The organism is Pseudomonas reinekei (assembly GCF_001945365.1).
GTDB classification, from domain to species: domain Bacteria; phylum Pseudomonadota; class Gammaproteobacteria; order Pseudomonadales; family Pseudomonadaceae; genus Aquipseudomonas; species Aquipseudomonas reinekei.
On record NZ_MSTQ01000004.1, the window covers coordinates 270942 to 285124 of the forward strand.

Sequence of the window (14183 nt, forward strand, 5' to 3'; positions counted from 1 at the left end):
AAAGGCCGATCTGTCATTCAACGGATCGGCCTTTTTTCATTCACTCAAACGTCAGACATGCTCACTGGCTTTCGCATGCGCCGCCCGTGGCTCGCCATGCCCGTGGTCCACCTCGACCACCGGAACTTCTTTGCCATCGCAGTCATGCAGTTTGCCGTCGCTGAAGTAATCCCCTTCGCGCAACGCTGCCAGATCCTGATAACGCAGGACCCGCTCGGTGCCCGCCGCAAACACTGACTGTTGGTCGGAGTTACCGGCGGTGAGGTGGTTGAAGGTCAGGTTGAGCACGATGGCCATGATCGCCGAAGAGCTGATGCCCGAATGGAAGATCGTGGCGAACCAGCTTGGGAAATGATCGTAGAAGTTCGGTGCAGCGATCGGGATCATGCCGAAGCCGATCGAGGTCGCGACGATGATCAGGTTGACGTTGTTGCGGTAGTCGACCTTGGACAGCGTCCGGATGCCGCTGGCGGCTACGGTGCCGAACAGCACGATACCGGCGCCGCCAAGGACGGAGGTCGGCACGGCCGCGATGACCCGCCCCATGAACGGCAACAGGCCGAGGAGCACCAGGAACAGGCCGCCGGTGGCGACCACATAGCGGCTCTTGATCCCGGTCACCGCCACCAGCCCGACGTTCTGGGCGAAGGCGCTTTGGGTGAAGGAGCCGAAGATCGGCGCGATCATGCTCGACAGCATGTCAGCGCGCAGCCCATTGCCCAGACGCTTGGAATCCACCTTGGTGTCGATGATTTCACCGACCGCCAGGATGTCCGCCGAGGTTTCCACCAGGGTCACCATGACCACGATGCACATCGACAGGATCGCCGCGAAGTGGAAGGTCGGCATGCCGAAGTGGAACGGGGTCGGGAAGCCGAACATCGGACCTTCGCCAACGGAAGAGAAATCCGCCATGCCCAGGAACACCGCGACGACCGTACCGATGACCATCGCCAGCAGGATCGAGAGACGGGAGATGGTCGCGCTGCCAATCTTGCTCAGCAACAGCACCAACACCAGTGTCATGGCGGCCAGGCCGATGTTGGCCATGCTGCCGAACTCCGGGGAATGGCTGTTACCGCCCATGGCCCAGCGCGCGGCCACCGGCATCAGCGTCAGGCCGATGGTGGTGATCACAATGCCCGTCACCAGCGGCGGGAAGAACTTGGTGATTCGCGAGAACACCGGCGTGATCAGCAACCCGATCAGGGAGGCCGCTATCACCGCCCCCAGAATCGACTGAAACCCACCCTCGCCGCCACTGCTGACAATCGCCACCATGGTCGCGACGCCGGAAAACGACACGCCCTGTACCAGCGGCAACTGACAACCGAAAAACGGCAGACCCAGGGTTTGCAGCAACGTCGCCAGCCCTCCCGCAAACAATGAAGCAGCAATCAACAAACCAATGTCCGCTGGCGAGAGGCCGGCAGCCTGACCAATGATCAAAGGCACCGCGACGATGCCACCGTACATGGTCAGAACATGTTGCAGGCCGTAAGCCATATTCGCGCCGATCCCGAGGTTTTCGTCTTCGGGCCGTTGGTGTGAAACATGGGGCGTTTTCATGTTAGGGGGTTCCCTGGTTTTTGTTATGCGCACACTGTATGCAAGACTCAGGACAAATGTCTATAGAGTTGTATACAACTCGCTCGTCAAATTATGAACGGTCAGTCATGCAGACTGTGTGCCACCGCTTTCCTGCCTTGCCTAATTCCTTGCAATACATCCGGCTGAGCCATTCTCCTGCAACCACTAGTCTTTTGAATTCATGACGACCGTCGGTAGAGCTCGACTTCTTCAATATACATATAAAGTATGCATAATTAAGTCATTCGAAATTCAGTGTCACAAGGCAAAGAACGCAGCCAACAAGCTCAAGCACCAAGGCATCAGCCTCGCCGAGACCGAACCGGTATTCCATGACGAGCACGCCCTGACCTTTCAGGACGAAGACCATGACGAACAACGCTGGATCACCATGGGGCTGGATGGCAAAGGGCATTTGCTGGTCGTTGCATACACCTATCGTGATCCGAATTTCGTTCGAATTATTTCTGTGCGCCCCGCCAGCAAAGCCGAGCGAAGCCAGTATCTGGAGGCTTGACCCATGAAAGACGAATACGACTTCAGCAATGCCAAGCGCGGGGCCGTTGCTTCGGGCAAAGGCAAAACCCGAATCACCATCATGCTCGATGAAGTGGTCATCGAGGCGGCACGCGCGTTGGCAGAAACTGAGGGGTACGGCTATCAGACCGTCATCAACAACATCCTGCGACGGACATTGCTCAGCGATCTGAACAAAACGACCGAGCCGAAAACGACCGGGCATTTAAAACCGGGCATCACGGCCACGGAGTTGAAAAGCCTGGAGAAAAAACTGCTGGAGGCCCTTAATGAAATCCATCGTGTGATGGAGCCCGATGCTCGGCCGTAGGCCAACAAAAAGGGGCAGATTGATTCAATCCGCCCCTTTCTTGTGCACACGATATGGTGCTATTTCGGCCGGATAAGGCCCTCGAGTGTGCGCATTAACGTCGCATTGGTCGGCACCCGAATACCGAACTCCCCTTCCAGCACGCCGAGCAACGCCTGCAAATCGGCCACCTGCCGACGCTCGCTGTCGTGGCCGATGCGGTGGATGGCGAAGCTGCCGTTGTTGAGCGTACGACGCCACCCTTCCCCGGTCCGCGCCACCATCAACTGCCTGGCAAAGGATGATTGCGGATGAGTCGAGACGTACCAGTTGCCGACGCTGTAATCGATGTCTTCCTGGCGCTGCAGATCGAAAATGTACATCGCTCGCCACTCGTCGCCGACCTTGGCGCGAAGGGTGTAGCCGTCCATGTGTTGTTCGATGCGATAAGGCTCATGAGGCGTCGTTTGCTCAGCGGGACTGTCGAGCAACAGCGGCGCGGTGGGCACCATGCCGCCGAAGCCCACATCGCTGATGTAGCGTACGCCACCCAGCGTCACCACGCTCAAGCGGTGGGTGCGTGCCGTCCAGGCGCCTTCGGACTGACCCATGACCACGCGGCCACTGATGCCTTGCGCATCGAAACCCAGTTCTTGAAGCAAGGTCAGATACAGGTAGTTGAGTTCGTAGCAGTAACCGCCGCGTCCCTGATCCAGGATTTTCTGTTCGATCGACGCAAGATCGATCTGCACCGGCTCGCCGGACAAGGTGGTCAGGTTTTCAAACGGGAATACGCCGGTGTGGCGCAATTGCAGCTGACGCAAGGTCTCCAGGGTCGGCGCCGGCGGCGCATCGAAGCCCAGCCGTTGCAGGTATAGCGCACGATTGGTCAGGCGGGGTTTGCTCATCGTTCAGTCCCTATGCACGCAAGCGGCGGATCGCTCCACCCATGGCCGTTATGTATAAGGGATGAACCGCTGCGCACGACAATTGATTTAGCCAATCGCTCCCCCGAGACACATCAACGACGCTTGCGCGAACCCAGTTGAATCCAGGTGGGCGCATGGTCACTGGCATGCGGTTCGTTGCGGACCCAGGCATCGACACCCGCACCTGCCAGATAAGGACTCAAGGCCGGATTGAGCAGCAGATGATCGATGCGCAAGCCGGAATTTTTTTGCCAATGCTGGCGGAAATAATCCCAGAAGGTGTAGAGCCGCTCCTGCGGATAAAGATGTCGCAGGGAGTCGGTCCAGCCTTGATCCAACAGTCGCTGATAACACTCGCGGCTCTCGGGTTGCAGCAACGCATCCTTGAGCCAGGAACGCGGGTTGTAGATGTCCAGGTCCGTCGGGACCACATTGTAGTCGCCGGCCAGCACCACCGGGTGCTCGCTGCTCTGCAGAGCTTGAGCGTAGCGGATCAGTCGCTCGAACCACGCCAGTTTGTAATCGAATTTCGGACCCGGTTGCGGGTTGCCGTTGGGCAGGTACAGGCACCCCACCAAAACACCATGCACGGCAGCCTCGAGATAGCGGCTGTGATTGTCGCTGTCATCGCCCGGCAAGCCCCGGCGGCTTTCCAGTGGCTGCGCATCCCGCGCCAGAATCGCCACCCCGTTCCACGACGCCTGCCCCTGCCAGATCGCGCCGTAGCCGGCGGCCTCAAGCTCGGCGGCAGGAAATGCGCTGTCCACCGACTTCAGCTCCTGCAGACAGGCGATGTCCGGTTTCTCGCGCTCGAGCCAGGCCAGCAGGTTGGGCAACCGTGCGCGCATGCCGTTGACGTTGAACGTCGCGATTCGCAATTTTTTCATGACCCACGCTCCATATGCCCGGCTGTCCTGGCTGTGACCTCGCAGACTTGCCGGTGTTTCGTCGGCCGGCCGGTCTGCGGCGTATCAACCGTCGACGAATACACCCAACACCTCGCTCCCACAGGGATAGCGGCTGACCATCGGTGATGATCAGTGACTGCCGCTCGTCAGCCAAACGGCACCCTCCGCGCGGCCCATCACACCAACATCAGGTAACGACTCATTTGTGGAGACGGACCATGATGAACATTAAATGTACTTCGCTGCTATTGGCCGGATTGCTCTCTGTGGCGTCCATGGCCAGTATCGCCGCCTCTGGCGATGACGCTGATGCGACGAGCACCAAATCCGGCGCGACCAGCGGCCCTGTCATGCCGCCCGACAACACCCCCAGCGCACCGTCAGGCGGCAACGCCGGTGACGGTGGTGCGACGGGTTCATCGGGCGGCAGTGCCGGTAGCTCCAGCGGTTCGGGGTCGGGATCAGGCGCCGGTGGTGGTACCGGATCATCCGGCGGTGGCACCGGGGGTGCTGGCGGCGGGACCGGCAGCTGAACGCGTAAAGGCAACCGATGGTGAGACACCCGCGGCTGCCTGCTGCCGGCTAGCTAAATCTGCCTGACAGGCGGTGGATTCCATTTGCCGTTCAGCGCTTCGGCCTTGGGCCCGTACAAGCGCATCGTCAGGTTGAATGGCCCTTTGGGTGCAGGTAGCCAATTGGCTTCAAGGTCTTTGCCGGGGCTTTCGTTCTGGAAGTAAATGTCCAGCGAGCCGTCAGCGTTGCTCTTGAACGGCATCCAGCTGCTGACTGCAAAGCGATTCAGTTCATTGCCAACCTGGAACCCTTCCGGGTCGTACAGCGTGATCGACCAAAAAGCATTCACCGGTGGCGTATCCCCCTTGTCAAAATGCAACACGTACTTGTTCGTGCCGTCGAGTGGCTTGCCGGCCGCATCCCCCATGTTCAATGGATAAATCGCATCCTCGGGCAAGTTGGCGCCGAGCCCGACCTGGGCGACGATCGCGCGTTTAAGGTAGTAGTTGCCATAGACGCCCATGGTGTCGGTATTCATCGACCAACCGTTGACGACGCGCGCCAGGGTTTCCACCTTCCACTTCATCAGGCTCTGCGCTTGTGCGGGCACGGAATCGAGCGCGGCTTGGACTTCAGGTGCCAGCGCGCCCATGTCGAACGATTTGCCGGGCTCGATACCAATGCGTTTGATCTGCGCCAGTATCGGCTGATCCGTGCTGTGGGCCGGATGCACTTTGAGCAACTCGGCGGCGTAGGCGAAGTAGTCAGCCGCCGACAGCGAGTCGACCTGAATCTTCGGCGGGGTTTTCATGTCGACGGACGAATCGATTTTTACGCTGACCGGCTCGGCGTCTTTGCCCAGTCGCGACAACGGCGTCACGGTGTAGCCGGCCTGGATCTTGTGCACGGCCGCATAGTCCGCCGCGCCGTCGGTTTTGGTCCGGCCGATGACCCAGACAAATGGCGTCGGCGCCGGCAAATGACTCAGCCCGGCCGGCACCGTGCCGGTCCAGCCTGGTGGCGTCACCAGAAATTGCGCGGCTTCGGTTCCCGTGGTGCGCCAGCCCGGTGAGGCGAAAACGTCGCTCCACATGTCGAGCATCGGCAGCAAATAGAAGCGTCCGGCGGTGTCCGGCGCGGCGATGACCAGCGGTTCCTTGGTCAAGTCGAGCCAGGCGATGGAATACAAGGTGTCAAAATTGGAGCGCACCACCCCTTTGAAATCTGCGGGCGGATATTGCGGCACACTCACGAACATGTTCATCGGGCCTTTGCCGAACGCCTTGCCCGGCTCGATGTTGGTGAACTGTTTGCGGGTGATGTCCATGGTCAACAAGGGATAGAAATAAACGTAGGCCTCAACGCCAATGGCGTGAGCCTCTTCGGGAGTGGTGTTCGATTGAGCCTGGCTGACCAGCGGAAACATGGCTGCGACGGCAACGGTCATGGCAACGGCCGTCAATGCTTGGGTTATCAACATGATGGCGATCGTCCGTGCGATGGGAGATCTGCCGGATTTGGCAGAGCTATCGGAACTCTAGACGATCAAATGAACATGACCCGACAGGCGGACCACCGGTTGGCCGGGGTGTTGCTTTCGTGAAACAGAGTCGAGTTCCAACTTATCGGTCAGAACGCATCAGCGCCTCGACATGACCCTCCATCGACAGCACCGCCGAGCGATTGCGCCCCGCGTGCTTGGCCTGATACAGCGCCGCGTCGGCGCGCTGGATAAACACCTCCATGCTGTCACGCCCCGTCGGCACGAACGAGTAACAACCGAGGCTGACCGTCACATAGCCGGTGGGTGAACCGGTATGGCTGATGTTCTTGTCCATGACGCTGCGGCGTATTTGTTCGGCAAGGGTCATGGCGCCGTGGATGTCGGTGTCGGGCAGCAACACCGCAAACTCTTCACCGCCGTAACGCACGGCCAGATCCGCTTTGCGATGGCAGCAACCTTTGATCGCCCGGGCCACCTGCGCCAGGCAGTGGTCCCCTACCACATGGCCATAGGTGTCGTTGTAGCGCTTGAAGTAATCGATATCGAGCATGATCAGACTCAGCGCGCTGCTCTGTCGCGCACCGCGCCCGAACTCGATATCCAGCGCTCGCTCGAACAATCGGCGATTGGCCAGGCCGGTCAGGCTGTCGTGCGTCGCGATCAACTCCAGCGCTTCCTGGGCCTTGCGCAAATCCGCCTCGACCCGTTCGCCGACGCGCACCTGCCGCAGAAACACCCATCCGAACAGCGCCACACCCAACATCACCAACGCAACGATGAGGCCGGAGCGAAACGCGGTGTCGTACCACCCGGCGAGAATCGAGTCCCTCGACGAGGCCGACGACACCACCAGCGGGTAAGCCTCCAACTGCCGGTACCCGAACAAGCGGACAATGCCATCCACCACCGAGGTTAACATTGCGTTGCCCGAAGACGCTTGCGGCAGGAGTGTCTGAAAGATTTCGTTCCGGGCCAAAGAAGTGCCGATCTGCGACTCCACAAAGGGCCGGCGCGCCAACAATGTTCCATCGGTCAACGCCATGAACATCGAGCCGTTGTCATCGATGCTGAAGCTTTTGAAGAACTGGTCGAAGTACGACATCTTGATCCCGGCCAACAACACCCCCTGGAACTGGCCGTTCTTGTCGTTGATCCGCTTGGAAACCGGGATAATCCACTCGCCATTTTCCCGGCTGCGAATCGCCGCACCGATGTGCGCCGCGGATGTCACGTTTTGCTGATGGAATTTGAAGTAGTCGCGATCCGCCACGCCGGGTCCGCGAGGAAGGCTTTCAAAGGAAGTGACAATCCACTGACCTTTTTGGTCGAACAGCAAGATGCCGTGCAATTGTTCCAGCGACAGCACGCGTCGAGCGAAGGTTTTCTGCAAGCGTGGCCTGAGCGCCGGGCCGAAACCGTCCACTTGAATCCAGTCCACCAGACTGGTCAGCACCAGGTCGGCCTTCATGAACGTGTCTTCGGCCTGCTGCGCCATGGCGCGCGTCAGGTTCGAGGACGCAATCTGAGCCTGGTTCAGGTCGTGGCGCCGGGATTGTTCCAGTTGCAGGTAAAGCAAACCGCACAGGCACAGGCACACCGTGGCTACAAATAGTACAGCCGCTTTGCGCAACGGTGCGCGTTTGAAGGCGACGCCGGGAGTGTAATAACGGTCCAGGAAGCGTGTGGGCAAAAAAGCTCGTCCTTTAAGGGCAATGCATGGGCACCTGCCCAAAAGCCCTTATTTTTTGTGCGCGTAGTCTACGGGGTTATCAGGAATAAATGGAGACCACTCGGCATATGGTTCCGTTGCTCTGCGCCCGACACCCCGAATGACCGCGCATCAGCCAGAACGCTGCAATCGCCGCATCGCACTGTGCAAATGCGCCCGCGCACTCTCGGCATCGCCCAGGCGCATTTGCTCATAGGCCCGCTGGGCGATTTCATGGGGCACCGGTTTGAGTTCGCGCTGGGTTGCCATCGCCATCCATTGCACCTGCGCTGCGCGCTCCAGGTAATACAAATCGTCCCAGGCTTCGGCGATGGTCGGCCCGGCGACGATCACCCCGTGGTTTTTCAAGAACAGGATGTCGGCGTTGCCCATGACGCCGGCAATCCGGTCGCCTTCGGATTCATCGAGGGCCAGGCCGTTGTAATGCTCGTCTACCGCCGTGCGGCCATAAAACTTCAGGGCAGTCTGGCCCAGCCATAACAGCGGCGGGCCCTGCAGCAGGCACAACGCCGTGGCATGGGGCATGTGCGTGTGGAACGCCACTTTCACCCGGGGCAGTTGTTTGTGCAGCCGCGCGTGGATATGGAAAGCCGTCGCTTCCGGCTGGCCATCGCCGTCGATGACATTGCCGTGAAAGTCGCAGACCAGCAGGTTGTCGGCGCGGACTTCTTCGAATGCGTAGCCATACGGGTTCACAAAAAACAGATCATCGCGCCCCGGCACCATGGCCGAAAAATGGTTGCAGATGCCCTCCTCCAAACCGTGGCGCGCCGCCAGTTGAAAGCACGCCGCCAACTCGGTGCGAGCGGTGATGACGGCCTCTGAGTCCAGGTTCAGGTCAGCGTAAAACGAACGCCGGGAACTGCCTGCAAGCGTGTGTGCCATGTTGACGACTCCGTGTGTTACCAGCCAAGGGACTTAAACAAGGGCACGACCTGATCCAGCGTGTTCAATATCGCATCGGGTCGATAATCCGGCAGCAATTGCCGGCCGGTGCCACGGTCAATCCACACGCACCGGAAATGCATGTCCCGGGCGGCGGTGTGATCCAGCGTCGGGCTGGCGCAGATGTGCACCACCTGCTCGCGAGTGACACCAAGCTGTTGGTGAGCGTAGTCAAACAAGCGCGGATCGGGTTTGTAGGCGCCGGCCTGCTGGGCGGTGATGACCCGGTCGATATGCCCGCCCAGTTGCGCGACGTTGCCGGCAATGATGTCGTCGTCGGTATTGGAAACGATGCACAGCTTGAAGCCCATGGCCTTGAGCTGCGCCAGTGTCGCAATGACTTCGGAGAACGGCGGCATCCGTGGGATGGCCGACGCCAATTGTTGACTGTCCTGTGGATCACTCGTCAGCCCAAGCTCTTCCAGGGCCAGTTGCAAACCTTGGGTACTCAATTCGCGGAACGACCGATGCGGCGGGATTTGCTCCAGTCGATGCTCGTGGCGGTCATAGACCTCGATCAGGCGCTCGACATCCACAGCATGTTCGTCCTTGCCGCGCAGGATATCGGCCGCCACGGCTTTCAAGCCTTCATCCCACTGGATCAGCGTGCCGTAGCAATCAAAGGTCAGCCACTCAGGGCGTGGAGTGTTTTGCAGTGTCATGGAAGCATCCTCTGAAAGGTGATCTTCAGCTTATGAGCGCTACGTGATAGTGTGAAATTAAATTAATAGACGCATGTTAGTTGTAATTCAAATATCAAGGGGATTGCCATGCTCGATCTCGAACTGCTCAAGACCTTCGTTTGCGTGGTGGATGAAGGCAGCTTCACCCGCGCCGCCGAGCGCGTGCATCGAACGCAATCGACGGTGAGTCAACAGCTGCGCAAACTCGAAGAAATGGTCGGGCATGCACTGTTGTTGCGCGATCGCACCGGGCAAAACATCAGCGTCACCGAGCATGGCGAAATGCTGATTCACTATGCCCGGCGTTTGCTGGCGCTGTCGTCGCAAGCCGTCGAAGCGCTGGCCAGCGACGTTGATCTGGAGATCCTGCGCATCGGTGTCCCGGAGGATTTCGACGCCCGGCGCATGGCAACGATTCTGGCCGGGTTCAAGCGGGAGAAACCCCAGGCACGCCTGGAAACAGTCAGCGGCATGAGCACCGACCTTAAACAGCAACTCGCCAGCGGCGGCATCGATATTGCGCTGGTCAAGCGCGAGCCCGGCAGCGGCCCCTGCTGGGACGCCTGGCCGGAAACACTGGTGTGGGTCAAAGGTGCGGATGTTGAGTCCATCGACGGCGTATTACCCCTGGCGCTGTTTCCGCAGGGCTGCCTTTATCGTCAGCGCGCCATCCGATTGCTGGATGTCGCGCAACGGCCCTGGCGAATCGCCTTCGGCAGTCATAGCCTGACGGGCATTCAAGCCGCCGTGGCTTGCGGGTTGGGCATTTCGGTGTTGCCCGCATCGGCGGTGTTGCCTGAACACAGCGTCTGCACCGACCTGCCGCCACTGCCCCCCACGGAACTGGCGTTGATCAGCCGCGACGGCGCTCTGAGCGGTTTACAGCAGGCCTTGATCGAGTTCTTGCGAGGAGCGCTATCGCCCCCCTAAGCCCGACTCTCCCACGGCAGCGGTCAGATCAGTGCATCGAGCTGGTCCATCGTCACCCGGGGCACGAGCTCCACCGGAATCCTCGACGTGTCCGACAGGTTGAAGACCTGAAAGTCTTCATTCACGACGTACTTCGACAGAATTTCCAACGACGGCAAGATTCTCGTAAAAAAGTGCTGATCGAGCCGGCAAGGAGATGTCTTGGACCCAGGCTCTTCGTAGAAACGACAGACCGTTTCATTCAAGTCGACGCCGACCAGAAACACCTTGGTAAACCCCAGATGATAGGCAAGCTGTAATGCCAGATAAGCCACCGTGCGAGCGTCAAAAAAGCCGCGTTTGAGATTCTTGCTGAAACCCAGGCTGCGAGTGCGCCCGGTGCCCAACTTGCGACTTCTGACCAGCTCCTGATCCGTGCGGAACAAATCACTCCAGGACTGTTTGGGCGCCCGCCCGAGCAAATACAACTCGCCTTCGGGCTCCGCCTGATTGCCCCAGAGATGATCTTCGCCGAGTGCGACTCGCTCACTGATACCCATGGCCTGGGAAAACAAATCAGGTTGCTCCCGGGGAAAGCCGAGGTCGGTACACACATAAAAAAACGGTTTGATCCCTGTTCCAACGAACTTCGAAATCGCACCGTTCATGGTGATCATGGGAACGCCAGCATACTTTTGCGCTGGAAAGTCCTTGGCGGACGCCCCCGAAGCCACAATAAACACTGATCCTTTCTGAATGTTGCGGCACTCATCAAGGTCATGCACATGAAGTGGACCTGCGGTCAGTGACGATTTTTTTTGCACAACATCCATCTTGAATTCCCTATCCCATTTAGCCCGGTCATCTATGACCTACTTTCATTGTGATAGTTTTAACCTCATGGCCAACTGCATTGCGTTGCCAGTTCGCAAATTTGCGACGGAGCACAAGGCCGGCCTAGAGCTTTTGACCGTTATTGAACGGAGTAACCAGCACTGCGCTGCCGGGCAATCAGTTGTTTTGCCCCGACACCACCATAGACGTTGCCGCCTGCTGCAAATCCAGTGCGGGCAACTCCGTCGGCATGTTCAACCGGCGCAACACCGGAGAATCATAGCCATACACGTCGGGCTTGAACGTCACCCGTCCATCGTTGCTCATATCGACCGTCCAGTAAGCCAACAACACCGGCACCTTGACCGGCAGCTTGATGTTTTCGGTCTTGCCGTTGGCCAATTGCTTTTGAATACCTTCGCTGTTCCAGCGCACCGGATCGTTGAACAACAGTTCGACCAACTGCAACGGATTCTCCACCCGAATACAGCCGGAACTGGTGGCGCGCATGGACTTGGCGAACAACTCGCGGTGCGGCGTGTCGTGCAAATAAATGGCGTAATCGTTGGGGAAGCGAATGACCACCTGGCCCAGGGAGTTTTCCGGACCGGCATCCTGGCGCAACGTAATGCCGCGAGCGTTGTACCAGTCGATGCCCGCCGGATCGAGCACATTGCCCTCCCGGTCGAGGGCCCGGATCCGGTTGGCGGCCAGATAGCCCGGATTCTGTTGAATCTTGGGCAACATGTCCTTGACCAGAATCGTTGGCGGCACCGTCCACGTCGGGTTGAACGTGACATAGGTAATTTCGGACTGGAACACCGGCGTGCTGCGAAACGGCTTGCCGACCTGCACCCGGGAGCGCCAGACCGGTTGGCCATCGCGATACAGCGCAACCTTGTATCCGGCGATATCAACGATGACGAACGTGCCCTGAAGTTTGTACAGCAACCACCGCGCCCGCTCCATGTTCACCCGGACCTGATCGATCCGCGCCTCCACCGGCACGTTCAACGCCGCCAGGGTCGCCGCCCCCGCTACACCATCCGCGCCCAGATACTGCTCAGACTGATACTTCTTCACCGCCGCGATGACTTTTTCGTCGTAATCCGTGCGCTTGCCCGTTTGCGCTTCCAGGTAGCCACCGGCCGCCAGGCGGGCACGCAGCTGCGCCACTGCCACACCGTCCATGCCGGGCTTGAGCGATTGTCCTTGCGTCACTGTTGGCCAGCCGCCCGCATCCCTGACCTGGCGCAAATGCGCCAAGGCCACACGCATGTTGCGATAAACCGCCTCCTGCGGTGGCGCTTGAGCAAATGCGCGAGCCACATCGTGATCGTCCAGGGCAGTGAAGAAGCTGTTGACGTCCTCGCGGGGATCCACCCCGACCGGGTCAAAATTCCAGTGGAAATCCAGGCGTGCCGGATCGACTTTGCCACGCCGCAATTGCAGCAGCGCGGTGATGTGTGTGCGAGTAGCCGCGAGATCAAAAGCCGCCGCCTGCGCCGGAGTCGGTGCGGTCGCATGAAGCGCCAGTTGCGCCTGAGCCAGTTCCGCCACCCGGAAATCCGTCGGCACAAGGCCATCGATATCTGTTTCGTTGAGGCTTTTGAGCAGTTGCGTGACGTCCCGCCCGTCCGTCCAGGCGGCACGAAAATTACGATGGGAATAGAAATCCATCACCACCCGGCTGACATCCACGCGTTGATGCTTGCCCGAAGTGAGCAGCGGCGGGAACGAAGATTGCATCGGTTCCAGCACCGCCTGGATCGCTTGACCGACGACATCATCCGGCGCAGCAGCCACGGGACTGGTTGGCGGAGTTATCGGCATGATCGGCGAAGTTTCGGCGAAGGCAGTGCCGCTGATCAGAAAGACCATAAAAAATACACGGCTTATGACGAATAACCTTGTTAATTGACCCATGGATAATCCTTAATCTCCCGCAATCAAAGGGCTAGCGTCCAACTCGCTGCTAGACTCGAAATATTCCTGATGAGACATTTTTATGGCGCTACATCGCTTTGGCTTTCTGTACACAGCTCTGCTGTTGACGTCGGCTTCCCTTTCAACAGCCTACGCCGATTCACTTGAAGTCGCGCTGGCCAAAGCCGCTCCAAATGCCAATGCCAAGGTGATTGCCCTGGCAGTCCGTGCCACCCAATGCACCCGCGTCCAAGGCGCCGCCCCGGCACAGAGACTAGCAGTGATCGATTACTCCCTGCCTTCGACCGAACAACGCCTGTGGGTGTTCGATCTGAAAAAGCGCAAATTGCTGTTCCAGGAGCTCGTCGCCCATGGCCGCAACAGCGGCGAAAACATGGCCACTCAGTTCTCCAATCAAAACGAAAGCTTCGCCACCAGCCTGGGCCTGTTCCGCACCCAGCAAAGCTATCGCGGCCAGAATGGCTATTCATTGCGCATGGAAGGCCTGGAACCGGGCTTCAACGATAACGCCTTCGACCGCGCAATCGTCATTCATGGCGCGCCGTACGTCAGTCCCGTGCTGGCAAGGGCGAATGGCCGGATCGGCAGAAGCCTCGGTTGCCCCGCAGTCCGACCGGCAATTGCCCACCGGCTGATCGATTCGATGAAGGATGGGCAACTGCTGTTTTCCTACTACCCGGATCAGCGCTGGCTGAAGTCGTCGTCCTACATCAACTGCAGCGGCGGCACCGTGGCCTCGTCTGACAAGCCTACCAAGCGCCAGTAAAACGTCCTCCACCTGACAAATCTGTAATCTTCGCCTCAGCCTGTTGAAAGGCACCGTTCGTTAGTCTCGTCGATAAGTTCACCAGGCTGACGGACGGGAT

The 14183-nt window shown here is 59.1% G+C and carries 14 protein-coding genes; 5 read left to right on the forward strand and 9 right to left on the reverse strand.

The window, feature by feature from the left end; genetic code table 11:
* Positions 1–51 precede the first annotated feature (51 nt).
* Positions 52–1569, reverse strand: a complete 1518-nt coding sequence (locus BVK86_RS08150) for a nucleobase:cation symporter-2 family protein (RefSeq protein ID WP_075945930.1) — start codon at positions 1567–1569, stop codon at positions 52–54.
* A 256-nt stretch (positions 1570–1825) separates the two neighbouring features.
* Here BVK86_RS08150 and BVK86_RS08155 point away from each other — a divergent pair, with 256 nt between their 5' ends.
* Together BVK86_RS08155 and BVK86_RS08160 are read left to right on the forward strand one after the other, a co-directional pair.
* The gene (locus BVK86_RS08155) at positions 1826–2107 is read left to right on the forward strand and encodes a BrnT family toxin (RefSeq protein WP_075946113.1); all 282 of its coding nucleotides are present in this window, start codon (positions 1826–1828) and stop codon (positions 2105–2107) included.
* Between the two features lie 3 nt (positions 2108–2110).
* Entirely contained in the window at positions 2111–2437 is a 327-nt protein-coding gene (locus tag BVK86_RS08160; RefSeq protein WP_075945931.1) for a BrnA antitoxin family protein, read from the forward strand.
* A 59-nt stretch (positions 2438–2496) separates the two neighbouring features.
* Here the strand turns inward: BVK86_RS08160 and BVK86_RS08165 are convergent, their stop codons facing one another.
* Both BVK86_RS08165 and BVK86_RS08170 read right to left on the reverse strand, forming a co-directional pair.
* Complete coding sequence (locus BVK86_RS08165) at positions 2497–3324, reverse strand: arylamine N-acetyltransferase family protein (protein ID WP_075945932.1); 828 nt, start codon at positions 3322–3324, stop codon at positions 2497–2499.
* 113 nt (positions 3325–3437) lie between these two features.
* Complete coding sequence (locus BVK86_RS08170) at positions 3438–4232, reverse strand: exodeoxyribonuclease III (RefSeq protein WP_075945933.1); 795 nt, start codon at positions 4230–4232, stop codon at positions 3438–3440.
* A 239-nt stretch (positions 4233–4471) separates the two neighbouring features.
* On the opposite strand from BVK86_RS08170, the gene BVK86_RS08175 reads away from it, so the two are divergent.
* Positions 4472–4786, forward strand: a complete 315-nt coding sequence (locus tag BVK86_RS08175; RefSeq protein ID WP_075945934.1) for a hypothetical protein — start codon at positions 4472–4474, stop codon at positions 4784–4786.
* A gap of 53 nt (positions 4787–4839) precedes the next feature.
* Here BVK86_RS08175 and BVK86_RS08180 read toward each other — a convergent pair whose 3' ends face one another.
* The 4 genes from BVK86_RS08180 to BVK86_RS08195 form a co-directional block, all read right to left on the reverse strand.
* Entirely contained in the window at positions 4840–6246 is a 1407-nt protein-coding gene (locus BVK86_RS08180) for a DUF1254 domain-containing protein (RefSeq protein ID WP_075945935.1), read from the reverse strand.
* Positions 6247–6388: 142 nt separating this feature from the next.
* Entirely contained in the window at positions 6389–7960 is a 1572-nt protein-coding gene (locus BVK86_RS08185) for a sensor domain-containing diguanylate cyclase (RefSeq protein ID WP_075945936.1), read from the reverse strand.
* A gap of 150 nt (positions 7961–8110) precedes the next feature.
* Positions 8111–8884, reverse strand: a complete 774-nt coding sequence (locus BVK86_RS08190) for an aldolase (protein WP_075945937.1) — start codon at positions 8882–8884, stop codon at positions 8111–8113.
* Between the two features lie 17 nt (positions 8885–8901).
* Positions 8902–9606 (reverse strand): haloacid dehalogenase type II, encoded by a 705-nt coding sequence (locus BVK86_RS08195; RefSeq protein ID WP_075945938.1) that lies wholly within the window; start codon positions 9604–9606, stop codon positions 8902–8904.
* A gap of 108 nt (positions 9607–9714) precedes the next feature.
* Here BVK86_RS08195 and BVK86_RS08200 point away from each other — a divergent pair, with 108 nt between their 5' ends.
* Positions 9715–10557, forward strand: a complete 843-nt coding sequence (locus tag BVK86_RS08200; protein ID WP_075945939.1) for a LysR family transcriptional regulator — start codon at positions 9715–9717, stop codon at positions 10555–10557.
* Between the two features lie 23 nt (positions 10558–10580).
* Here BVK86_RS08200 and BVK86_RS08205 read toward each other — a convergent pair whose 3' ends face one another.
* Both BVK86_RS08205 and BVK86_RS08210 read right to left on the reverse strand, forming a co-directional pair.
* Positions 10581–11369: a lipopolysaccharide biosynthesis protein gene (locus tag BVK86_RS08205; protein WP_075945940.1), complete on the reverse strand. Its 789-nt coding sequence runs from the start codon at positions 11367–11369 to the stop codon at positions 10581–10583.
* 178 nt (positions 11370–11547) lie between these two features.
* Complete coding sequence (locus BVK86_RS08210; protein ID WP_075945941.1) at positions 11548–13296, reverse strand: L,D-transpeptidase family protein; 1749 nt, start codon at positions 13294–13296, stop codon at positions 11548–11550.
* An 82-nt stretch (positions 13297–13378) separates the two neighbouring features.
* On the opposite strand from BVK86_RS08210, the gene BVK86_RS08215 reads away from it, so the two are divergent.
* Positions 13379–14083 carry a murein L,D-transpeptidase catalytic domain family protein gene (locus BVK86_RS08215; protein ID WP_075945942.1) on the forward strand — a complete coding sequence of 235 codons (705 nt, stop codon included), beginning with the start codon at positions 13379–13381 and terminating at the stop codon, positions 14081–14083.
* Positions 14084–14183: the final 100 nt, after the last annotated feature.

Excerpts from the sequence above, each read along its gene's own strand:
- BVK86_RS08150 (WP_075945930.1), bottom strand. The coding sequence starts at position 1,569 with ATGAAAACGCCCCATGTTTCACACCAACGGCCCGAAGACGAAAACCTC.
- BVK86_RS08160 (WP_075945931.1), top strand. The coding sequence starts at position 2,111 with ATGAAAGACGAATACGACTTCAGCAATGCCAAGCGCGGGGCCGTTGCT.
- BVK86_RS08165 (WP_075945932.1), bottom strand. The coding sequence starts at position 3,324 with ATGAGCAAACCCCGCCTGACCAATCGTGCGCTATACCTGCAACGGCTG.
- BVK86_RS08170 (WP_075945933.1), bottom strand. The coding sequence starts at position 4,232 with ATGAAAAAATTGCGAATCGCGACGTTCAACGTCAACGGCATGCGCGCA.
- BVK86_RS08175 (WP_075945934.1), top strand. The coding sequence starts at position 4,472 with ATGATGAACATTAAATGTACTTCGCTGCTATTGGCCGGATTGCTCTCT.
- BVK86_RS08180 (WP_075945935.1), bottom strand. The coding sequence starts at position 6,246 with ATGTTGATAACCCAAGCATTGACGGCCGTTGCCATGACCGTTGCCGTC.
- BVK86_RS08190 (WP_075945937.1), bottom strand. The coding sequence starts at position 8,884 with ATGGCACACACGCTTGCAGGCAGTTCCCGGCGTTCGTTTTACGCTGAC.
- BVK86_RS08195 (WP_075945938.1), bottom strand. The coding sequence starts at position 9,606 with ATGACACTGCAAAACACTCCACGCCCTGAGTGGCTGACCTTTGATTGC.
- BVK86_RS08200 (WP_075945939.1), top strand. The coding sequence starts at position 9,715 with ATGCTCGATCTCGAACTGCTCAAGACCTTCGTTTGCGTGGTGGATGAA.
- BVK86_RS08205 (WP_075945940.1), bottom strand. The coding sequence starts at position 11,369 with ATGGATGTTGTGCAAAAAAAATCGTCACTGACCGCAGGTCCACTTCAT.
- BVK86_RS08210 (WP_075945941.1), bottom strand. The coding sequence starts at position 13,296 with ATGGGTCAATTAACAAGGTTATTCGTCATAAGCCGTGTATTTTTTATG.
- BVK86_RS08215 (WP_075945942.1), top strand. The coding sequence starts at position 13,379 with ATGGCGCTACATCGCTTTGGCTTTCTGTACACAGCTCTGCTGTTGACG.